We start from the raw sequence: 20,478 nt of genomic DNA, 5'->3' as shown, positions 1-20,478 counted from the left end.
CGCTGCGGACGCCGAGGCCCAGGGCGCGGTGGTGGCCGAGACCAAAAAGCAGTACGAAAAGGCGCAGGCCGAGTTCGATGCCTGGGTGCGGCAAAATTCCTCCAGCGGCAGCGGCGTGTGCGCCGAGGGCTTTATCTGGCCGCTGCCCGGCTATGGGGAGATCACCACCTATTTCGGCGGCACCCAGAACCTGGGCGGTTACATCACCAGCGGGCACAGCGGTATTGATGTGCGCGCCCCCAAGGGCACGCCCATTCTGGCGGCTCACGACGGCGCGGTCAAGTCCACGACCGGGCACTGGACCTACGGCAACGTGGTCATGCTGGACAACGGCGACGGCGTTACCACAGTTTACGCCCACATGAGCAGCATTGCGGTGGGGGTGGGCCAGCAGGTGAGCCAGGGCGACGTGATCGGCTATGTGGGCTCCACCGGCAATTCCACGGGCAACCACCTGCACTGGGAGGTGCAGATCAACGGCGTGCGGCAAAACCCCCTGAGCTATGCCAGCCCCTGAACGCGAAGGAGAGAGTGACGGTACGATGAAGAACGGAAAGCGCGGCGTGCGCATCGCATGCCTTGTGATCGTGGGCCTTATGGTCCTGACCCTGTTCAGCGGGGTCATTTCCCAGATCGCCTACGGCATCTGAATCTATACCCCCGGAGGAAAAGCGTATGAACAAAAAAATCAGCGTGAGCCTGGCCATCACCATCGCCATCATCGCCATGACGGTCACCTTTTCGGTGACCATGATCCTGGCGCGCCAGTTGTTTGATCAGACCATCCCCTCGGTCAAAGAGAAGGAGAGCATGTATTCCAAGCTCTCGGAGATCGACAAATACGTGCGCGCCAACTATTATGGCGACATCCAGGACACGACCCTGAACGACATGATCGCCTACGGGTACGTGCTGGGCATCGGCGACAAGAACGCCAGCTATTACAGCGCCAAACAGTATGCGGAGCTGCTGGACATCCAGAACGGCAACCTGCTGGGCATTGGCGTGGATGTGGTGAAGGATTCCTCCGGCTATGCGCGCATTACCGAGGTGTACGCGGGCAGCCCCGCCGAGGAGCTGAGCCTGGAGGTGGGCGGGTTCATTACCGCCATCGACGGCGCCGAGGTGAAGGGCATGACCCGTGACAACGTGGTGGCAAAGCTGCGGGGCGAGGCGGGCACCGAGGTGACCGTGAGCTATATGGCGCCCGACTCCACCACCAGCGACTTTACCGTAAACCGCAGCAAGTATGTGATCCCCAGCGTGACCTGGCAGCAGCTGGAAGAGGGCTACGGCTATGTGCGCATCCTGCGGTTCGACAGCACCACCCTGAACCAGTTCAGCCGCGCAGTGAACGAGCTGCAGGACCAGGGCGTGAAAGCGCTTGTGTTCGACGTGCGCGACAACGCGGGCGGCCTTTTGAGCGCCGCGGTGGACTGCATTGATATGTTGGCGCCCAAGGGGGATCTGGTTTATGCCGAGTACAAGACCGGCGACCGCAAGCTGCTGGGCGAGAGCGATGATTCCAGCATCAGCCTGCCCATGGTGGTGCTGGTAAACAAGGGCACAGCCAGCAGCGCCGAGTTGTTTGCCGCCAGCCTGCGCCAGTACAACGGCGCTCAGCTGGTGGGGGCGAACACCATGGGCAAGGGCACCATCCAGGCCGAGCCGTACCGCATGTCGGACGGCAGCGCCGTGGTGATTACGGTGGCCAAAATGCTGACCGGCACCGGCGAGAGCTTTGACGGCACCGGGCTTGCCGTGGATGTGGAGGCGGCCCAAAAGGTGGATGCCGAGGGCGGCGAGCTGACACTGGAGAACGATGTGCAGCTGCAGAAGGCCCTGGGTACGGCAAAGACCCTGACAGGCGGCGGCCCGACCGACGGTTCTGCCGGCGAGGGGGAGAGCGGCCCAGGCAGTGAGAGCGGAGAGCCTGACGGCGGGGGAGAGGCGGCTTCGGCCACAGGCGAGCCCTCGTCCGCTGCCGGCAGCTCCGCGGCCTCCAACGAGGATTGAGACCGGCGGAGAAACCTTGGACAAAAGGGCGGCACCCCTGCCCGCGCCCGGCGCGGCCGGGGGGCGCCGCCTTTTTGTTTTGAGCGCAATGTGATTTTGGAAAGGCGGTGGCAACCCATGCCAACCCTCACGGACATCGCGGTGATCCGGGAGCTGTGCGCCCGGCATGGCTTTACCCTCTCGAAGGGGTTTGGGCAGAATTTTATCGTAAACCCGGGCATCTGCCCAAAAATAGCCGAGGCTGCGGGCATTGGGCCGGGGTGGGGCGTGCTGGAGATCGGGCCCGGCATCGGCGTGCTCACCAAAGAACTGGCCCTGCGGGCCGACAAGGTGGTGGCTGTGGAGGTAGACGCCCGCCTGCCCGCCCTTTTAAAGGAAACCCTGGCCGGATTTTCGAATGTGGAGATCGTGCTGCAGGATGTGCTGAAAGCTGACCTGCGGGCGCTGATCGCCGAAAAATTTGCCGGGCTGCGGGTGGCAGTATGCGCAAACCTGCCTTACTACATTACCAGCCCCATCCTGATGCGCCTGTTGGAGGAAAAGCTGCCGGTGGAGCAGATCACCGTGATGGTGCAGAGAGAGGCGGCGCAGCGCATTACCGCCGCGCCCGGCACCCGCGAAGCGGGGGCGATCAGCTACGCGGTGGCCTATTACGCCGCCCCCAGGCTGCTGTTCACGGTGCAGCCGGGCAGCTTTTACCCGCCCCCCAGGGTGACCAGCGCGGTGATCCAGCTGGCGGTGCGGCCGGCCGCCGCGGTGGACACGCCGGACGAGGCAGAATACTTCCGGCTGGTGCGGGCGGCCTTTGGGCAGCGGCGCAAAACAGCGGCAAATTCCATCAGCGCGGGGCTGGGTCTTGCAAAAGAGCGGGTGAACGCCGCGCTGGCAGCTGCAGGCCTGCCGCCCGCGGCGCGCCCGGAGCAGCTTACCCTGCAGGACTTTTGCGCCCTGCAAAGGGCATTGAGGGGGAAAATGGTATGATTCGGATCGGGATCATTGGGGCGGGGGCCACCGTGGCCATTGCCGACGAACATGTGGAGGGCTTTTTGGCTGACGGGCGCTGTGCCGTTACAGCCGTTTACAGCCGCACCCAGGCGAGCGCGCGGCGGCTGGCCGCAGCCCACGGGCTGGGAGAGCAGGTGGTCTGCGGCAGCGCGGACGCGGTGTACGACAGGGCGGACGCGGTGGTGATCTGCACCCCCAACGACACCCATTTGAGCTACCTGGAACAGGCGGTAAAGCGGGGCAAGGCGGTGCTGCTGGAAAAACCCCTGGGGCTGGAATTCGCGGCGTCTGGGCAGGAGGAGCGGCTGCTGACGCGCTGTGAGGGAAAGCCCGTGATGGTGGGCTATGTGTGCCGCCACTCCGCCCTGATGCGGCGGGTACGCGCCCTGGTGAAGGAGCGCATGGGCCGGGTCTACTGCTTTGAGGCCGAGCACGGCGGCGCGCGCCTGGCGGATCCCCGCCTGCCTTTGGAATGGCGCATGCGGCAGGAGGCCTCGGGCAGCGGGGCGCTGGGCGACTTTGGCAGCCATCTGCTGGATCTGGCCGGCTTTACCGCCGGGGTGCAGCTGGTGCGCGCCGCGGGCTTTGGGGCCACCTTTCTGCGCGAGCGCCCAGCAGACGGCGCGGGCCGCACCCAGGTGGAGAACGACGACGCTTTTTTGTTCTGCGGCCAGGGGGAGAAGGGCGAGGTATGCAGCTTTTCCACCAGCCGGGTGGGAATGGACGGCGCGCACCTGAAAATCAGCGGCGAGGGCGGCCTGATCCGAGCTCACCTGAACAGCGGGAAACTGTGGTTCTGGCCCAAGGAAAGGGCCGGGGCCTACGCCCCGCAGGAGCAGGCGGTGCGGGAGGATTATGCCGCCGACGGGCCGGCGCAGTGGTTCAGCCGGCAGGCCTCGGCGTTTTTGGATCTGATCGAGGGGCGGCCGGGCGAGGGCTGCTGCACCCTGGCACAGGCTGTGCGCACCGAGCGCACCCTGCTGGAGCTGGCGCAGGCCGCGGCGGAAAAGCCCCTTGCCCACGGCTGAAAAGTTTGCTATAATAAAGACCGCGGCGGCAAAAGCCCGCCGCGAAGATGCCGGCATAGCACAGTTGGTAGTGCAGCTGATTTGTAATCAGCAGGTCGGGGGTTCGAGTCCGTCTGCCGGCTCCAAAAAACCCGCATTGTGAAGCCGTTTTTCACGATGCGGGTTCTTTCTTTTTGTGCGGACTTGCAAATTTGTGTCTTGTTTGTGGCTTATAGAATCCGAGAATTATGAAATAGAATGAAAAGGTATGGAATAAGTTGAGGCTAAGTGAAAAGATAAAGAGCCATCCAAGAGCTTTCATTCTGGATGGCTCTTTATCTTTTTGAATTTTTTTCTTGCCTGGGAGTCAATTACAACCAAATCCCGGTGAACCGGCCCAGGGTGGAGGTGCACGACTACCACCGGGACGGCCTGATGCGCACCGACGGCAACTACGGCGGGGCGCCGGCCTATTCTCCCAACAGCCAGGGTGAGTGGGCGGCCCAGCCCGACGTGATGGAGCCGCCGCTGGATCTTGCGGGCGCGCTGTATGCCTATGACCCGCAGGATGATCCCACCGACGACTGCTTCCGGGCGGGGGGCGATCTGTGGAGGGTGATGACCGAGGAGAAACGGGCGCTTTTGATCGAGAACACCGCCCGGAACATCGCCCAGGTGACCGAAAACGTGAAGTACCGCCACGCGGTGCATTGCTGCTGGGCGGACCCGGAGTACGGCCGCCGTATGACCGAGGCACTGGGCCTTGATATGGAGCGGGTCAGCGAGCTGGCCAAAGGCGACCACAGGGCGCTGGTGCAGGCCACCCTGTGACCCGGTGCCGGCCCGTTTCAAACACGGCAAAAGGGAGCCGCCCCGCGAAGCGCAAAGCTTCGCGGGGCGGCTTTTTGAAAAAATACACGGCGAAGATCAGGGAGTAACGGCCACCTTGATCACGCCGCCCCGGCGGTTTTCAAACAGATCAAAGGCCGCATCCACCTGGCACAGGGGGTAGGTGTGGGTAATCAGGGAAAGGGTGTTGAGCCTGCCGGCGGCAATCAGCCCAAGGATTTCCGGGCAATCGCAGCCGTCGACCCCGCCGGTCTTGAAGGTCAGGTTCTTGCCGTACATGTGGGGCAATGGCAGCAGCTGCGGCTCGCTGTAAAGGGCGACTACCGTGACGATGGCGTTCGGGCGGGCGCACTGCCAGGCCAGCTGGAAGGTGGCGGGGCCGCCCGCGGCCTCGATCACCCGGTCGGCACCGCCGTGCGGGCTGTTGGCGCGCACAAAAGCTGCTGCGTGTTCCGGCCCCACCGTGAGGACGTGGGGGTAATGCAGGCGCACGAACCGGCGCCGCGCGGGATCTTTTTCGCACACGATGACCCTTTGGGGCTGCTTTAGCAGCACGCATTCCAGGGTGCAAAGGCCGGTGGGCCCGGCCCCGATCAGAAGCACCGTGTCGGCCGGAGTTATCTCGGAGATGCGGGCCGCCCAAAAGCCGGTGGCCAGCAAATCGCCCACGAACAGGGCCTGCCGGTCGCTCACACCCGCCGGGATGGGGGTCAGGCCCTGGTTAGCGTGGGGCACCCGCACATATTCAGCCAGGCCGCCGTCGATCCGGCAGCCCAGCGCCCACCCGCCGTCCGGGTCGGTGCAGTTGTTCACATAGCCCTGCCGGCAGAAAAAGCACTGGCCACAAAAGGTTTCCACATTCACGGCGACCCGGTCGCCGGGGGCCACTGCGGTCACAGCGGCCCCCGCCTGCTCCACAACGCCCACCAACTCGTGGCCCACCGTGACGCCGGGCACCGCCCGGGGCACGCTGCCGTGTTTGATGTGCAGATCGCTGGTGCAGATGCTGGCCAGGCTTACCCGCACGATCGCATCCCGCGGGTCCAGCAAAACAGGCTTTGGCTTTTCCAGCAGGCCGAACCGGCCGGGCCCGGTGTAGGTATAAGCTAACATTGGCATCGCCTCCCGGGTCCCAGTATACGGCACAGGCAAAAAAACCGCAAGTGCCGGCCGCCGGTGTTCTTTTTTTATAAAATGCTGTATACTGGAACAAACGCAAACGAAAGGGCGAGAAAAATATGGCTTTGGAAAACCGGCCCACGGCGGCCCTGATCGGCCTGGGGGCGCTGGGCATTTTATACGGCGAAAAACTGCTGCAGGGGCTGGGGGCGGACCGGCTGCGGGTTATTGCAGGCGCGGAGCGGGCCGTACGCTACCGGCAGCAGGGGGTGCTGGGCAACGGCAGGCGGTGCGAATTTTCGTATACCGCGCCCGGAGAGGCCACCGGCCCGGCGGACCTGGTGATCTTTGCAGTGAAGGCCACGGGGCTTGCAGAGGCCATCCGGGACGCCAAAAACCAGGTGGGACCAAACACAGTGCTGCTGTCTGTGCTGAACGGCATCACCAGCGAGCGGGAACTGGCGGCGGCGTTTGGGCCGGAAAAAGTGCTTTACAGCGTGGCCCAGGGCATGGACGCGGTGCGCCGGGGAACTTCGCTCACCTACACCCACGCGGGGACGCTGGCGCTGGGCGAGGCGGACGGCGCTATAACGGCGCGGCTGAAGGCGGTGGCCGCCCTGCTGGAGGGGTGCGGCATCGCCTGCCAGCTGCGGAGCGACATCCTGCGCCACCAGTGGAGCAAGCTGATGCTGAACGTGGGGTGAACCAGGCCACCACCGTGTATGAGACCGGTTACGGCGGGGTGCAGCGGCCCGGGCCGGCGCGGGATGCGATGCTGGCCGCCATGGAGGAGGTGCGGGCCGTGGCGGCGGCCCAGGGGGTGAGCCTGACCCGGCAGGATGTGGACGGCTGGATGGACCTGCTGGCCACCTTTGATCCGGCGGGCATGCCCAGCATGCGGCAGGACGCGCTGGCCCGCCGGCCCACCGAGGTGGCGCTGTTTGCGGGCACGATCACACGCCTGGGCCGCGAAACTGGGGTGCCCACCCCGGTGAACGACCGGTTTTTGCAGGCGATCCGCGCCATGGAGGCCGGGTGGAAGAAATAGAGAGAAAGCCCTCGGTGCAGGCTGTGCCGCCGCACCGGGGGCTCTGCATTTTGTTGCGTCGTGGGAACGGCCTCACCCACTTTACACTATACCCTTTTCGGTGATGACAAGATCCACCGGCACGTCCAGCGGGCCGCAGGGGAGGCTGGGGAACACCGCGAGATCCGGGCAGAACACCGCGGTGGAGCCGCGCACCCGGGTCAAAAAACGGTCGTAATAGCCGCCGCCGTGGCCCAGCCGCACCCCGCCGGGCGCGGCGGCAAGGCAGGGCGCCACCACCAGGTCGATCTGCCCCGGCTCCACGGCGGGAAGGCCCTTGGGGGGCTCCAGAATGCCGTGGGGGCCGGGCTGCAGCGCAAACAGCGCCGCCACCTTTAAGGCCTCCATCTGCCCCGGGGCCTCCTGCTGGCGGGGCAGGCACAGGGTGCGCCCGCTGCCCAGGACCGCCTGCAGAAGGGCCGTGGTGTCCGGCTCTTTGGCACAGCTCATGTAGCACATCACGGTACGGGCGGTGCGCCACACCGGCAGCGCCTGGAGGTGCTGCAGCATGAGCCAGCCCCAGAACTTTGTCTGCTCGGGCGTGACCGGCAAAAGGCGGGAGCGCGCCTCCAGGCGCGCGGTATGTTTTTGTTGCGCAAGGCTTGGCTGCTGCATAAGGCGGCGCCTCCTGATCGGTATGTTCCATTTCATTATAGCATGTTTCCCCCTGGATTTTGAGCAAAATGTGGAAATTTTGTGCGCCCCTTGTGCGCCGGTGTGCTCGTCCTGTATAATAGAAAAAAGAATTTGCCGGGCCCCTTGTGCGCGCCCGTGGGGATACGATAAAGCGAGAGGGAAGAACCAACGTGAAGAGACTGCTCTGTGCACTGTGCGCGGCGGCCCTGGCCGCCGCTGCTTTTGCGCCCGGCGCCCTGGCCGAGAGCGCGCCGCCCGAGACCTTTTGCGAGGCCTATATCGTGGTGGATGCGGACACCGGCCAGGTGCTGCTGGAAAAGAATGCCGACGAGGTGCTTTACCCCGCCTCGATCACCAAGATCATGACCCTGGCCCTGGCCTGTGAAAAGGCCCAGGGCGACTGGGACACCCAGCTCACCATCAGCTACGAGGTAGCCCACAACCTGGAGGCGCGCTCGACCCACATTGCCCTTTTGCCGGGCGAGGTGGTGCGCCTGGAGGACGTTTTGTACGGCACCGAGCTCGAGAGCGCCAACGACGGTGCCAACGCGCTGGCCGAATATTTTGGCGCGGACGGCACCATTCAGGGCGGCGTGGATGCGATGAACGCCAAGGCCGCGGAGCTGGGCCTTACCAATACCCATTATATGAACCCCCACGGCCTGTATGCCGACGAGCACTACACCACCGCCCGGGACATGGCCGCCCTGACCCGCTGGGCGCTCACCGTGCCTGGCTTTGAAACGGTGTTCTGCCGCACCGAGCCCTGGGAGATGGAGCCCACCAACCTGCAGAAGGCCCGTACCTTCCACAACACCGATTGGATGCGCATTTCGGGCGATTACTACCGCACCTATGCCAAGGGCTCCAAAATGGGCTTTCACGATCAGGCCATGACCACCTTTGTGAACTATGCCGAGCAGGAGGGCATGCGCATTATTTCGGTGGAGCTGAAATGCCCCCGCCTGGAGGACAAATACCGCGACGCCTGCGCGCTGCTGGACTATACCTTTGAACATTTCCGCCGGGTGGAGGTGCCCGCCCCGCAGGACTCGTTCCAGGTGCCGCTGGTGGGCGGCGGCGGGGCGCTGGGAGAGGTGACCGTGAAGGCGGTGGGGGCCAGCGTGCTGCTGCACGACGATTTTACCGCCGCCGACGTGGACGCGGATTATTCAGTGCCCGAGCAGTACGTGCTGGGCCGGCCCTTCACGGCCAGGGTGCATTTTTCGCTGCGGGAGAACCCTTTGCAGCCCACCGACCTGGGGGGCGAAACGCTGGAGGTGACCGGCCTGCCCGAGGTGCTGCAGGCCAGCACCTATGTGCCCCAAAAGTCGCTGGCGCCGCGCCAGAGTTACCTTGGGTGGGGCGTGGGGGCTGCCGCGGCCCTGCTGGCGCTGGTGCTGGTGCTGCGGCTGCTGCGCCGCGGCAGCGGGCCGAAGCCCTTTAAGCATGGCAAAACAAAGCCCATTACCGAGGCGGACTGGAGCATCATCACCCGCAAGCCCCTGCCCGCCGAGGATCTGACGCCCCGCGCCAAGGGCAAGCCCAGCCAGGGCTACGGCCAGGGCGCAGGCCAGCGCCCCCGCCAGTAAAAATCACAGGCGCAGCCCTGCGCCCTGCTTTGTTTGAATGCCCCGCCCCCGCGGCAAAACGCGGCAGGCGGGGCATTTGTGTGGGGAAAAGGCCCGGCAAAATGCGATAAATTACAAAAAAGTTACAACCCCGGACGCGGAATTGGGGATTTTAGGTTGCGAATCGGGGCCTGATAGGGTACAATATACGATGGATCATACCGGGTGGCCACGGGCCTGCCCGATTGGAAAAAGGGGGCCGAAACGCTTGAACATCCTGCCCAACGACCTGCACCGGCAGTACAGCCTGCACGCGGCGGAATACGAGGAAAAAGCCCTGGAGGTGCTGCGCAGCGGCTGGTACATCCTGGGCAAAGAGGTGGAGGCGTTTGAGGCCGAGTGGGCCGCCTACATCGGCGCGCGGCACTGCGTGGGCCTGGCCAGCGGGCTGGACGCCTTGTGGATCAGCTTCCGGCTGCTGGGCGTGGGCGAGGGCGACGAGGTGATCGTGTGCTCGAACGCCTACATCGCCTGCGTGATGGGGATCTCTATGAACGGCGCGCGCCCGGTGTTTGTGGAGCCGGACGAATACGACAACATTGACGCAGAAAAAATCGAGGCGGCTGTTACCCCCCGCACAAAGGCAATCCTGGCGGTGCATCTGTTCGGCCAGGCCTGTGATATGGACCGCGTGATGGAGATCGCCCGCCGGCACGGCCTGCGGGTGGTGGAGGACTGCGCCCAGAGCCACGGCAACCACTGGCGCGGCAGAACGGTGGGCACCTTTGGGGATGTGGGCTGCTTTTCCTTTTACCCCACCAAGGGCTGCGGCGCTTTTGGCGACGCGGGCTGCATTGTGACCGGCGACGCGGACCTGGCCGAGAGGTTCCGGGTGTACCGGAACTACGGCAGCGAGCGGCGCTACCACAACCGGGTGGTGGGCACAAACTCGCGCCTGGACGAATTGCAGGCGGGGCTGCTGCGGGTCAAGCTGCGCCATTTGGACGAGTTCAACGCCGAGCGCCGGGCCATTGCGGCCCGCTATACCGCGGAGCTGGAAAACCCCCGGGTGCGCCTGCCCAGGGTGCGACCCGGCGCCGACTGCACCTGGCACCAGTATGTGGTGCACGCGGAAAGGCGGGACGAGCTGGCCGCCTTTTTGAAAGAGCGGGGCATCGGCACCATCATCCATTACCCCATCCCGCCGCACCTTTCGCAGGCGTATGCCTACCTTGGCAAAAAGCCGGGCGATTACCCCATTGCCGAGCGGTACGCGGGCGAGGTGCTGAGCCTGCCCATGTACAACGGAATGACCGCCGCCGAGCAGGGCGCGGTGATCGACGCCATCAACAGTTGGGAGCCGTGAGATGTATAACAAAAACTACGACAAGATACGCATGCTGCGCTTTGGCGATTTGGGCGACGAGCGGGGCAGCCTGATCGTGGTGGAGGGCGGCGGGGACGTGCCCTTTGAGATCCGACGGGTGTTTTATATATATGGCAGCGACGCCACCATCGTGCGGGGGCAGCACGCCAACCGGCGCAGCGAATTTGTGCTGATCAACGTGGCGGGCCGCAGCAAGGTGCGGGTGGACGACGGCCTGGGCCGGGAGCAGGTCTACAGCCTGGACACCCCCAACACCGGCATTTACATCCCCAGCATGGTGTGGAAGGATATGTACGATTTTTCGCCCGACAGCGTGCTGCTGGTGCTGGCCAGCGAGCATTACGACGGGGGCGAATATCTGCGGGATTATGCGCAGTTCAAGGCTGCCGTGACCTGTATGGAGCAAAAGTGAAAAAGGGAGCGTTGGAAGCAATGGCAAAATTCAAGTTTATCGAAACCGAGCTGCCGGGGGTGCTGGTGATCGAGCCCACCGTGTTCGGCGACGCGCGGGGCTACTTTATGGAAACCTTTCAGAAAGAGGAGTTTGCCGCCGCCGGCATCGCCGACGAGTTTGTGCAGGACAATCAGTCCAAAAGCCGGCGGGGGGTGCTGCGGGGGGTGCATTTTCAAACGCGGCACACCCAGGGCAAGCTGGTGCGTGTGACAAAGGGCGAGGTGTTCGACGTGGCGGTGGACTGCCGCCCCCACAGCCCGGCTTTCGGCAAATGGGTGGGTGTGACCCTGAGCGAGGAGAACAAAAAGCAATTCTATGTGCCGAAAGGCATCGCCCACGGCTTTTTGGTGCTGAGCGACGAGGCCGAGTTTTGCTACAAATGCACCGATTATTACGACCCCACCGCCGAGGGGGGCATCCCCTACGACGACGCCACGGTGGCGATTGACTGGCCGGACTGCGGCTGCGAATACCTTTTGAGCGAAAAGGATACAAAACACCTGCCCTTTGCGCAGCAGACTTTCGATTATTTTGAAAGGTGGTAACGCCGCTTTGACTACGGTACGCCTGTATCTCAAGGACTTTTTCCGCTACCGGTACCTGTTGTACAACCTGATCAGCCGGGACTTCAAGCTCAAGTACCGCCGCAGCGTGCTGGGCGTTGCGTGGAGCGTTTTGAACCCGCTGCTCATGTGTGCGGTGATGGTGGTGGTGTTCGGCGGCCTGTTTGGCGGGCGGGGCAGCGGGATCGACAATTTCCCGGTCTACCTGGTGATCGGGCAGCTGATGTTCACCTTTTTCCGCGAGTCCACCACCATGGCCATGGGCAGCGTGATGGCAAACGCCATGCTGCTGCGCAAGGTGTACATCCCCAAATACATTTTTCCGCTGGAAAAGACCTGCTTTGGGCTGGTGAACTACTTTTTCAGCTTTATTGCGCTGATCATCATCATGATCGTGACCGGCACCCCGCTGCACGCCACCGTGCTGCTGGCGGTGTACCCCATCGTGACCCTGTTCTTTTTCAGCCTGGGGGTGGGGCTGGTGCTCTCGACCCTGGCGGTGTTCTTCCGGGATGTGATCCACCTGTGGGAGGTGTTCACCACCGTGCTGATGTATTTTTCGGCCATCTTTTACCACCCCTCGCAGTTTGGGGTGGCGGCGCTGGAGCTGTTCATCAAGTTTAACCCGATCTATTGGTATATCACCGCGTTCCGCGCGGTGGTGCTGGACGGGGAGCTGCTCACCTGGAACATGGTGTGGATCTGCGGGCTGTGCAGCCTTGTGATGCTGGCGCTGGGGCTTTTTGTGTTCAAGAAAAAACAGGACAAGTTCGTCCTGTACATGTGAGGGGGGGCGGCCCGGTGGAACCCATCATCCAGGTAAACAATGTTTCCATGCGCTTCAACCTGGCAAAGGAAAAGAGCGATAGCCTGAAGGAATACTTTTTGCAGCTGGCCCACGGCAAGCTGCACTTCGACGAATTCTACGCCCTGCACGACGTGAACCTGACCGTGCAGCCCGGCGATTTTTACGGGCTGATCGGGCTGAACGGCAGCGGCAAATCCACCCTGCTGAAGGTCATCTCGGGGGTATACAAGCCCAGCGGCGGCAGCTGCACTGTGCGGGGCACCATTGCGCCCCTGATCGAGCTGGGGGCCGGCTTTGACATGGATCTGACCGCCCGCGAGAACATTTACCTGAACGGCGCGGTGCTGGGCTTTACGCCCAAATACATCGACTCCACCTTTGACGAGATCGTGGAGTTCAGCGAGCTGCGGGAGTTTTTGGACGTGCCGCTGAAAAACTATTCCAGCGGCATGGTGGCCCGCATCGCCTTTGCCATCGCCACCATCACAAAGCCGGATATCCTGATCGCCGATGAGATTTTGAGCGTGGGTGACTTTTTGTTTCAGCAAAAGTGCGAGGAGCGCATGCAGCAGCTCATGAGCGGCGGCACCACGGTGATTTTGGTGAGCCACTCGATCGAGCAGATCGAGCGCATGTGCAACCGGGTGGCCTGGCTGGAGCACGGGCGCATTAAGATGAACGGCCCCACCGAAGAGGTTTGCGCGGCCTACAAAAAGACCACCCGCGGGAGCGACGCGCAATAGCCGGGCAAAAGGGAAGAGCAGCAACAAAAAACGAACGGCCAAGGGCATGCACCTTGGCTGTTTTTAAAACCGGCCCGCTGGGCCCGCAAGGGGAAAGGAGCGCACGATGCCCGACAAAAAGGAACTGGAAGCGCCGCTGCCCGCGGACGTTGCAAAAAAGGACAGCCTGGCCGGCATGGCCCGCCGCCTGCTGGACCCCGGCCACATCCGGCAGATTGCCGCATGGTGCGCCAAGGTGGGCCGGGAAGAAGGGGCAGAGGCCCTGTGGCGGGAGATCTCGTTCCGGGTGAACCTTGCGTTTCACCGGGATGCCTGGCGGTACCGGGCCGACCTGCCCACCCGCAAAAAGCTGGCCGCCCAGCGCGCCGCGGGGGTGCTGGGCGGGCCGAAGATCAGTGTGGTGGCGCCTCTGTACAACACCCCGCCCCGCTTTTTGCGCCAGATGATCGAGAGCGTGAAGGGCCAGAGCTACCAGCGCTGGCAGCTGGTGCTGGCCGACGCCTCGGACGCCGCACACAGCGAGGTGGGCCGCATTGCCGGGGCGTACGCAAAAAAGGACGGGCGCATCACCTATGTAAAGCTGGGGGAGAATAAGGGCATTGCGGGGAACACCAACGCGGGTCTGGCGGCGGCGCAGGGCGACTGGCTGACCCTTTTGGACCACGACGACCTGCTGTATAAAAACGCGCTGTTTGAGGTGGCGAAGGCCGCCGCGGGCGGGGCGGACTTTGTGTATTCGGACGAGATCGTGCTGACGGAAAATCTGAAGCACCTGGTGGACTACCATTTCAAGCCGGATTTTGAGCCGGATTACCTGCGGGGCTGCAATTACATCACCCACCTGGCCGCTTTCAGCCGTGCGCTGCTGAACCGGGCGGGCGGCGGGGAACGCAGCGAGTACGACGGCAGCCAGGACTTTGAGCTGATCCTGCGGCTGACCGAGCGGGCAGAAAAGATCCTGCATTTGCCCTATGTATTGTACATCTGGCGCAGCCATGCGGGGTCCACGGCCTCTTCCATGGAGGCAAAGCCCTACGCCCTGGCCGCGGGCGAGCGGGCGATCAACAGCCATCTGAGCAGGGTGGGGCTTGCGGGCGAGGCCTCCGCCATTCCCGGTTGCCCCGGCGCCTACCGGGTGCGGTACGCCCTGACGGGCCAGCCGCTTGTGAGCGTGATCATCCCGAACAAGGACCACGCCGGGGACCTGGCCCGCTGCCTGGAAAGCCTCTACGCAAAGGCGGGTTATCCGCGGTTTGAGGTGATCGTGGTGGAGAACAACTCCACCGACCCGGCCACCTTTGCCTATTACGAGGCGGCAAAGCGGAAGTTCGCGGGCCTGCGGGTGGAAACCTACCGGGGCGCCTTCAACTTTGCGGCCATCAACAATTTTGGGCGAAGCTTTGCAAAGGGCGAACAGCTGCTGCTTTTGAACAACGACATCGAGTGCCTGAGCGAGGGCTTTTTGGCCGAGCTGCTCATGTACAGCCAGCGGCCGGACGTGGGCTGCGTGGGGGCAAAGCTCTATTACCCGGACGACCGCATCCAGCACGCGGGGGTGTTTATTGGCATTAACGGTACTGCGGGGCACAGCCACAAAAGCCACCCCCGGGCCTCGGCAGGGGATCTGTACCGGCTGGCCACCCCACAAAACCTGCTGGCGGTGACCGGCGCCTGCCTGATGGTAAAGACCGCTTTGTACGATGCCATGGGGGGGCTGGATGAGGCGCTGTTCGCGGTGGCCTACAACGACATCGACCTGTGCCTGAAGCTGCACGCGGCGGGCCGCACCAATGTGTTCACCCCCTTTGCCGAGGCCTACCACTACGAGAGCAAGAGCCGGGGCCTGGACACCCAGAGCGAAAACGCCGCCCGCTACGAGCGGGAAAAGGCGAACTTCATAAACAAGTACGGCGCGCTTATCGCGGCGGGCGACCCCTATTACAACCGGCATTTTAATTTGCTGTTCGAGAATTACGGCCTCAAGTGAGCCGGGCCGGGCAGCGCCCCACAAAAGAGGAAAAAGAATGAAATTGAAACTCAAGCGCATCAAAGAGCTGCTGGGCTATGCCCTCACGGTTTTGAGGGACGAGGGACCCGGCCCCATGCTCAGGCGGGCGGCGGGCTTTGCAAGGCGCCGCCTTTTTGGCAAGCGGGCGAGGTACCTGCCCAAAAAGACGGTGCTGGAGGCGCAGCAGCAGGCGGCTGCGGGCGGCGAGGGGCTGCCTTTGGTGAGCGTGTGCGTGCCGCTTTACAATACCCCGCAGCAATATCTGCGCCAGCTGCTGGAAAGCCTGGCCGGGCAGACCAGCCCCGCCTGGCAGCTCTGCCTTGCCGACGCCTCGGACCCCGGGCACCCGGAGGTGGAGCAGCTGGTGGAGGAGGCACAGAAAGCCGACGGCAGGGGGCGCATTTTATACACCAGGGTGGAAAACAAGGGCATCAGCGCCAACACCAACGCGGCGGCCCAGCTGGCCACAGGGGAATACCTTGCGCTGGCCGACCACGACGATGTGCTGGCGCCCCACGCCATTTACACGGTGCAGCAGCTCATTCTGGACACCGGCGCGGCCTTTTTGTACAGCGACGAGGCCCTGTTCACCAAAAGCATCCGCCGGCCGATCGTAGGGCACTTCAAGCCGGACTTTGCGCCGGAGTATCTTTTGTGCTGCAATTACATCTGCCATTTGGCGGTGTTCCGGCGGGAGCTGTTTTTTGGGGTGGGCGGCGAGCGGCCGGAGTGCGACGGCAGCCAGGACCACGATTTATTCCTGCGGCTGACCGAGCGCCTGCAGGAGGACCAGATCGTGCACATCCCCCAGGTGCTGTATTACTGGCGGGTACACGGCGGTTCCACCAGCGGCGGGGTGGAGGCAAAGCCCTATGTGGCAAAGGCCGCAAAAAAGGCGATCGCCGATCACCTGGAGCGCACCGGCCAGCGGGGCACGGTGCGGGACGGCCTGTTCCCCAGCACCTACAAGGTGGATTTTGAGATCGAGGGCGAGCCGCTGGTGAGCATCCTGATCCCCAGCAAGGACCACGCCGGGGACCTGGACAAATGCCTGCGGTCGATCTATGAAAAGACCGAGTGGCCTGCTTTTGAGGTCATTGTGATCGAGAACAACTCCACCGAGGCAGAGACCTTTGCGTATTACGAGGCGATCGCCCAGGGCGGCCGCTATCCCCGCTGCCAGGTGGCACACTACCAGGGGCCGTTCAATTTTTCGGCCATCAACAATTTTGGCCGGACGTATGCAAAGGGCGATTACCTGCTGCTGCTGAACAACGATGTGGAGGTGATCAACGGCGGGTGGCTCACCGAGCTGCTGATGCAGGCCTCGCGGCCGGGGGTGGCCATGTGCGGGGCCATGCTCTACTACCCGGACGACACCATTCAGCACGCGGGCATTATCACCGGCCTGGGAGGCTACGCGGGGCACAGCCATAAGTATAAGCCGCGGGGCGGCAGCGGCTATATGTTCCGGGCGGCCACGGTGCAGGACCTCTCGGCCGTGACGGCGGCCTGCCTGCTGGTGCGCGCCGAGGTGTACGACAAGCTGGAGGGCCTGGACGAGGACTTTACCGTGGCCTTTAACGACGTGGATTTCTGCCTGCGGGCCCGGCGGGCCGGCTGGCGGGTGGTGTGGACCCCTTACGCCCAGCTTTACCACCACGAGAGCAAAAGCCGCGGCATCGACGAGCGGGACAAGGCGAAAAAGGAGCGGTTCAGCGGCGAGCAGCGGCGGCTCACCGAGCGGTTTGGGCGGCAGGCGCTCACCCGCGACCCCTACTATAACCCCAGCCTGACGCTGGACCGGGAGGACTTTTCCGAGAGCGGGGATCTGCGCGGCCTGCAGCGGCCGCAGCGGTAAAACGCCTGCGTATATACTTTTTGTATAAAATGGATGCCCCAAAGGAAAGAAGCAAAACATCCCGCCCGGGGCATTGACTTTCCGGCCGCGGCCGGGTATACTAAATCTTGTTCCCGGCGCAGCGGGGAACGACACACAACAGAACACCGCCCCCACAACTGACGGGAAATGTGGGCCAACCACAGGGGAATGGGGCGCGGAAGCTATGCCGACCGTCTGGGCAACATCGCGTTTTGCGGTGCTGCCCTTTTTTATTTGCGCGGGGCGGCGCCGGGCGCGGTGGCAGGCAATACAGGAGGGAAAGCGATATGAACAGCGAGTGGAACGGCTTTGCGGCCGGGGCGTGGCAGCAGACCATTGACGTGCGGGACTTCATCCAGAAAAATTACACCCCCTACGAGGGCGGGGACGAATTTTTGGCGGGCCCCACCGCCCGCACCGGGCGGCTGATGGAAAAGCTGGACGCGCTTTTGCGGGCCGAGCGGGAAAAGGGCGGCGTGCTGGACGTGGACACCGAGAACGTGTCGTCGCTTTTGAGCTACGAGCCCGGGTACCTGGACAAACAGGATGAATTGATCCTGGGACTGCAGACCGGCGCGCCGCTGCGGCGGGGGGTGAACCCCTTTGGAGGCATCCGGATGGCCCGGCAGGCCTGCGAGGCGTACGGGTACAAGCTCTCGGAAAAGATCGAGGAGGAGTTTTGCTACCGCACCACCCACAACGACGGGGTGTTCCGGGTGTACGGGCCCGAGACCCGGGCCGCGCGGCACTGCGGGCTGATCACCGGCCTGCCGGACGCCTACGGACGGGGGCGCATCATCGGCGATTACCGCCGGGTGGCCCTGTACGGCGTGGACCGGCTGGCACAGCAGAAAAAGCAGGATCTGGCCGCGCTGCAAAAGGGCGCGATGAGCGAGGAGACCATTCGCCTGATCGAGGAGGTCTGGCGGCAGATCGACTTTTTAAACAAGCTGGCCCAAATGGCGGACGCCTACGGCTGCGACATCCGCCGCCCCGCGGCAAACGCCCGCGAGGCGGTGCAGTGGCTGTATTTTGGGTATCTGGGCGCCATTAAGGAGCAGAACGGCGCAGCCATGAGCCTGGGCCGCACCAGCACTTTTCTGGACATTTATTTTGAGCGGGATCTCCGGGCGGGCACACTGAGCGAGAGCGAAGCCCAGGAACTGATGGATCACTTTGTGATGAAGCTGCGCATGGCCCGGCACCTGCGCACCCCGGACTACAACGAGCTGTTCGGCGGCGACCCCATGTGGATCACCGAGGCGGTGGGTGGCATGGGGCAGGACGGCCGCACCCTGGTAACGAAAAATTCCTTCCGGATGCTGCACACCCTTTATAACCTGGGCCCGGCGCCCGAGCCGAACCTGACCGTGCTGTGGGCGGAGGGCCTGCCCGAAGGGTTCAAGCGCTTGTGCGCAAAGGTATCCTGCGACACCGACGCGATCCAGTACGAGAACGATGATGTGATGCGCCCGGTTTACGGCGACGATTACGCCATCGCCTGCTGTGTTTCCGCCATGCGGGTTGGCAAAGACATGCAGTTCTTCGGCGCGCGGGCCAACCTGCCGAAGCTCTTGCTGATGGCCCTGAATGGCGGGCGGGACGAGATGAAGAACGAGCAGGTGGGCCCCGCTGCCGCCCCCTACGAGGGCGAGTACCTGGAATACGGCGAGGTGTGCCGCCGACTGGATTTTTACCGGCAGTGGCTGGCGGGCGTGTACGCCAACACCATGAACGTGATCCACTACATGCACGACAAATACGCCTATGAAAAATTGCAGATGGCCCTGCACGACACCGACGTGCACCGCTACATGGCCTTTGGCATTGCGGGGCTGTCGGTGCTGGCGGACTCGCTCTCGGCCATTCGGTACGCGCGGGTGCGCTGCGTGCGGGATGAGGCCACCGGCCTGATCCGGGACTACCAGGTGGAGGGGGAGTACCCCGCCTACGGCAACGACGACGACCGGGTGGACGGCATTGCCGCCGAGCAGGCGCGGCTGTTCTTTGAAGAGCTGAAAAAGCACGCGCTGTACCGTGGGGCGGAGGCCACCCTGTCGGTGCTGACCATCACCTCCAATGTGGTGTACGGCAAAAAGACGGGCGCTACCCCCGACGGGCGCAAGGCCGGCGAGCCCTTTGCGCCGGGCGCAAACCCCATGCACGGCCGGGAAAAAAGCGGCGCGCTGGCCAGCCTGAACTCGGTGGCGAAGGTGCGCTATGACTATTGCAAGGACGGCGTGTCCAACACCTTTTCCATCCTGCCCGCGGCGCTGGGCCGCACCGCGCCGGAGCGCACGGACAACCTGGTGCGCCTGCTGGACGGCTATTTTGCCCAGGGCGCGCACCACCTGAATGTGAACGTGATGAACCGGGAGATGCTGCTGGAGGCCTACCAGGACCCGGCAAAGTATCCGAACCTGACCATTCGGGTGTCGGGGTACGCGGTGAATTTCCACAAGCTCAGCCGGGAGCAGCAGCGGGAGGTCATTGCCCGCACCTTCCACAGCGGAATGTGAGAAAAAAGGCGGCGGGCCCGCCGCGACCGAAGGGAGAGCATGTTATGCCGCAGCCACAGCTTGCCGCCGCGCCGGTGGGGCGGGTGAACTCGTGCCAGTCGATGGGGGCGGTGGACGGCCCGGGGCTGCGGTACGTGGTTTTTTTGCAGGGCTGCCCGCTGCGCTGCGCCTACTGCCACAACCCGGACACCTGGGAGTTTGGCGGGGGCGAAGAGACCACGGTGGAGAGCCTTCTGCAGAAAATACGCCGCTGCGCGCCCTACATCAAAAAGGAAGGCGGCGTGACCGTGACCGGCGGCGAGCCGCTGGCGCAAAGTGAGTTTGTGGCGGCGCTGTTTGCCGCGCTGCGGGCCGAGGGCTTTCACACCGCGCTGGACACTGCGGGCGCGGGGAGCCTGGCCGCCGCGCGGGCGGTGCTGGCCCACACCGACTTTTTGCTGGCCGACCTGAAATTTACCACCGAAGAGGAGTACCGGCGTTGTGCGGGCGGCAGCCTTGCCCACACGCTGGAGTTTTTGGACCTTGCCCGGGAAATGGGGGTGCCCCTGTGGCTGCGGCATGTGGTGGTGCCGGGCCTGACCGACGACGCGCAGCACGCTGCACGGTTTGCCGCGCTCTGCTGGCGGTACGAAAACCTGCAGAGGGTGGAGCTGCTGCCCTTCCGCAAGCTCTGCCTGGAAAAGTACCGGGCGATGGGGATACCGTTTTTGCTGGAAGACACGCCCGAGGCCGGCCCGGAGCATTTGCGGGCGCTGCGGGCTGCGCTGGGGAAATTGGCCGCACCCACAAGCTGAAAAGGGAAAAAGAAAATGCGCCGCATTCTC

Annotated in this window: 19 protein-coding genes, 1 tRNA gene and 1 riboswitch; of the genes, 18 read left to right on the top strand and 2 right to left on the bottom strand. The window is 63.7% G+C overall.

All coding sequences use genetic code 11. The features are described 5' to 3' along the window. The 6 genes from ACMLHZ_RS01980 to ACMLHZ_RS01955 all read left to right on the top strand — a co-directional run. Positions 1-517, top strand: a 517-nt coding sequence (locus ACMLHZ_RS01980) for a M23 family metallopeptidase (protein WP_418666138.1), incomplete at its 5' end; no start/stop codon positions are given. A gap of 158 nt (positions 518-675) precedes the next feature. Further along, entirely contained in the window at positions 676-2,016 is a 1,341-nt protein-coding gene (locus ACMLHZ_RS01975) for a S41 family peptidase (protein WP_418666137.1), read from the top strand. Positions 2,017-2,133: 117 nt separating this feature from the next. Further along, positions 2,134-2,997 (top strand): 16S rRNA (adenine(1518)-N(6)/adenine(1519)-N(6))-dimethyltransferase RsmA, encoded by an 864-nt coding sequence (rsmA, locus tag ACMLHZ_RS01970; protein WP_418666136.1) that lies wholly within the window; start codon positions 2,134-2,136, stop codon positions 2,995-2,997. After that, positions 2,994-4,049 carry a Gfo/Idh/MocA family protein gene (locus ACMLHZ_RS01965; RefSeq protein WP_418666135.1) on the top strand — a complete coding sequence of 352 codons (1,056 nt, stop codon included), beginning with the start codon at positions 2,994-2,996 and terminating at the stop codon, positions 4,047-4,049. Before rsmA ends, ACMLHZ_RS01965 begins: the two co-directional genes overlap by 4 nt. A 49-nt stretch (positions 4,050-4,098) precedes the next feature. Next, a tRNA-Thr gene (locus ACMLHZ_RS01960) sits at positions 4,099-4,174 on the top strand. A 181-nt stretch (positions 4,175-4,355) separates the two neighbouring features. Further along, entirely contained in the window at positions 4,356-4,859 is a 504-nt protein-coding gene (locus ACMLHZ_RS01955) for a catalase-related domain-containing protein (protein ID WP_418666134.1), read from the top strand. Between the two features lie 96 nt (positions 4,860-4,955). Here ACMLHZ_RS01955 and ACMLHZ_RS01950 read toward each other — a convergent pair whose 3' ends face one another. After that, positions 4,956-5,990: an alcohol dehydrogenase gene (locus ACMLHZ_RS01950; RefSeq protein ID WP_418666133.1), complete on the bottom strand. Its 1,035-nt coding sequence runs from the start codon at positions 5,988-5,990 to the stop codon at positions 4,956-4,958. Positions 5,991-6,115: 125 nt separating this feature from the next. Here ACMLHZ_RS01950 and ACMLHZ_RS01945 point away from each other — a divergent pair, with 125 nt between their 5' ends. Continuing rightward, a complete protein-coding gene (locus ACMLHZ_RS01945) occupies positions 6,116-6,700 on the top strand; it encodes a ketopantoate reductase family protein (protein ID WP_418666132.1) in 585 nt (194 codons plus the stop codon). Next, positions 6,697-7,044: a ketopantoate reductase family protein gene (locus ACMLHZ_RS01940; protein WP_418666131.1), complete on the top strand. Its 348-nt coding sequence runs from the start codon at positions 6,697-6,699 to the stop codon at positions 7,042-7,044. The genes ACMLHZ_RS01945 and ACMLHZ_RS01940 overlap by 4 nt, the downstream gene beginning before the upstream one ends. Before the next feature lie 81 nt (positions 7,045-7,125). On the opposite strand, the gene ACMLHZ_RS01935 is transcribed toward ACMLHZ_RS01940, so the two are convergent. Then, entirely contained in the window at positions 7,126-7,698 is a 573-nt protein-coding gene (locus tag ACMLHZ_RS01935) for a 5-formyltetrahydrofolate cyclo-ligase (protein ID WP_418666130.1), read from the bottom strand. Positions 7,699-7,889: 191 nt separating this feature from the next. Here ACMLHZ_RS01935 and ACMLHZ_RS01930 point away from each other — a divergent pair, with 191 nt between their 5' ends. The 10 genes from ACMLHZ_RS01930 to pflA all read left to right on the top strand — a co-directional run bounded on the left by ACMLHZ_RS01930 (position 7,890) and on the right by pflA (position 20,448). Then, on the top strand, positions 7,890-9,311 hold the full coding sequence (locus ACMLHZ_RS01930) for a D-alanyl-D-alanine carboxypeptidase family protein (RefSeq protein ID WP_418666129.1): 1,422 nt from the start codon (positions 7,890-7,892) through the stop codon (positions 9,309-9,311). A 247-nt stretch (positions 9,312-9,558) separates the two neighbouring features. Further along, positions 9,559-10,656: a DegT/DnrJ/EryC1/StrS family aminotransferase gene (locus ACMLHZ_RS01925; protein ID WP_418666128.1), complete on the top strand. Its 1,098-nt coding sequence runs from the start codon at positions 9,559-9,561 to the stop codon at positions 10,654-10,656. A gap of 1 nt (position 10,657) precedes the next feature. After that, positions 10,658-11,089, top strand: coding sequence for a sugar 3,4-ketoisomerase (locus ACMLHZ_RS01920; protein ID WP_418666127.1), 432 nt, complete (start codon positions 10,658-10,660; stop codon positions 11,087-11,089). Between the two features lie 20 nt (positions 11,090-11,109). Further along, positions 11,110-11,676, top strand: coding sequence for a dTDP-4-dehydrorhamnose 3,5-epimerase (gene rfbC, locus ACMLHZ_RS01915; RefSeq protein ID WP_418666126.1), 567 nt, complete (start codon positions 11,110-11,112; stop codon positions 11,674-11,676). Positions 11,677-11,683: 7 nt separating this feature from the next. Further along, positions 11,684-12,481, top strand: a complete 798-nt coding sequence (locus ACMLHZ_RS01910) for an ABC transporter permease (RefSeq protein ID WP_418666125.1) — start codon at positions 11,684-11,686, stop codon at positions 12,479-12,481. A 14-nt stretch (positions 12,482-12,495) separates the two neighbouring features. Beyond that, on the top strand, positions 12,496-13,245 hold the full coding sequence (locus ACMLHZ_RS01905; protein WP_418666124.1) for an ABC transporter ATP-binding protein: 750 nt from the start codon (positions 12,496-12,498) through the stop codon (positions 13,243-13,245). Positions 13,246-13,351: 106 nt separating this feature from the next. Next, a complete protein-coding gene (locus ACMLHZ_RS01900; protein ID WP_418666123.1) occupies positions 13,352-15,232 on the top strand; it encodes a glycosyltransferase family 2 protein in 1,881 nt (626 codons plus the stop codon). 37 nt (positions 15,233-15,269) lie between these two features. After that, positions 15,270-17,114 (top strand): glycosyltransferase family 2 protein, encoded by a 1,845-nt coding sequence (locus ACMLHZ_RS01895; protein ID WP_418666122.1) that lies wholly within the window; start codon positions 15,270-15,272, stop codon positions 17,112-17,114. A gap of 144 nt (positions 17,115-17,258) precedes the next feature. Beyond that, a riboswitch (ZMP/ZTP riboswitch) is annotated at positions 17,259-17,343 on the top strand. A gap of 79 nt (positions 17,344-17,422) precedes the next feature. Further along, a complete protein-coding gene (gene pflB, locus ACMLHZ_RS01890; RefSeq protein WP_418666121.1) occupies positions 17,423-19,654 on the top strand; it encodes a formate C-acetyltransferase in 2,232 nt (743 codons plus the stop codon). A 44-nt stretch (positions 19,655-19,698) separates the two neighbouring features. Beyond that, positions 19,699-20,448 carry a pyruvate formate-lyase-activating protein gene (gene pflA / locus ACMLHZ_RS01885; RefSeq protein ID WP_418666120.1) on the top strand — a complete coding sequence of 250 codons (750 nt, stop codon included), beginning with the start codon at positions 19,699-19,701 and terminating at the stop codon, positions 20,446-20,448. Positions 20,449-20,478: the final 30 nt, after the last annotated feature.

The organism is Allofournierella sp. (assembly GCF_048388525.1).
Taxonomy (GTDB): Bacteria; Bacillota; Clostridia; order Oscillospirales; family Ruminococcaceae; genus BQOK01.
This window is presented reverse-complemented; position numbering and strand designations above follow the sequence as displayed.

Bases quoted from the DNA above. Each gene is read 5' to 3' on its own strand.
- ACMLHZ_RS01975 (WP_418666137.1), top strand. From the start codon at position 676: ATGAACAAAAAAATCAGCGTGAGCCTGGCCATCACCATCGCCATCATC.
- rsmA (WP_418666136.1), top strand. From the start codon at position 2,134: ATGCCAACCCTCACGGACATCGCGGTGATCCGGGAGCTGTGCGCCCGG.
- ACMLHZ_RS01965 (WP_418666135.1), top strand. From the start codon at position 2,994: ATGATTCGGATCGGGATCATTGGGGCGGGGGCCACCGTGGCCATTGCC.
- ACMLHZ_RS01955 (WP_418666134.1), top strand. From the start codon at position 4,356: ATGGCTCTTTATCTTTTTGAATTTTTTTCTTGCCTGGGAGTCAATTAC.
- ACMLHZ_RS01950 (WP_418666133.1), bottom strand. From the start codon at position 5,990: ATGTTAGCTTATACCTACACCGGGCCCGGCCGGTTCGGCCTGCTGGAA.
- ACMLHZ_RS01945 (WP_418666132.1), top strand. From the start codon at position 6,116: ATGGCTTTGGAAAACCGGCCCACGGCGGCCCTGATCGGCCTGGGGGCG.
- ACMLHZ_RS01935 (WP_418666130.1), bottom strand. From the start codon at position 7,698: ATGCAGCAGCCAAGCCTTGCGCAACAAAAACATACCGCGCGCCTGGAG.
- ACMLHZ_RS01920 (WP_418666127.1), top strand. From the start codon at position 10,658: ATGTATAACAAAAACTACGACAAGATACGCATGCTGCGCTTTGGCGAT.
- rfbC (WP_418666126.1), top strand. From the start codon at position 11,110: ATGGCAAAATTCAAGTTTATCGAAACCGAGCTGCCGGGGGTGCTGGTG.
- ACMLHZ_RS01900 (WP_418666123.1), top strand. From the start codon at position 13,352: ATGCCCGACAAAAAGGAACTGGAAGCGCCGCTGCCCGCGGACGTTGCA.
- ACMLHZ_RS01895 (WP_418666122.1), top strand. From the start codon at position 15,270: ATGAAATTGAAACTCAAGCGCATCAAAGAGCTGCTGGGCTATGCCCTC.
- pflB (WP_418666121.1), top strand. From the start codon at position 17,423: ATGAACAGCGAGTGGAACGGCTTTGCGGCCGGGGCGTGGCAGCAGACC.
- pflA (WP_418666120.1), top strand. From the start codon at position 19,699: ATGCCGCAGCCACAGCTTGCCGCCGCGCCGGTGGGGCGGGTGAACTCG.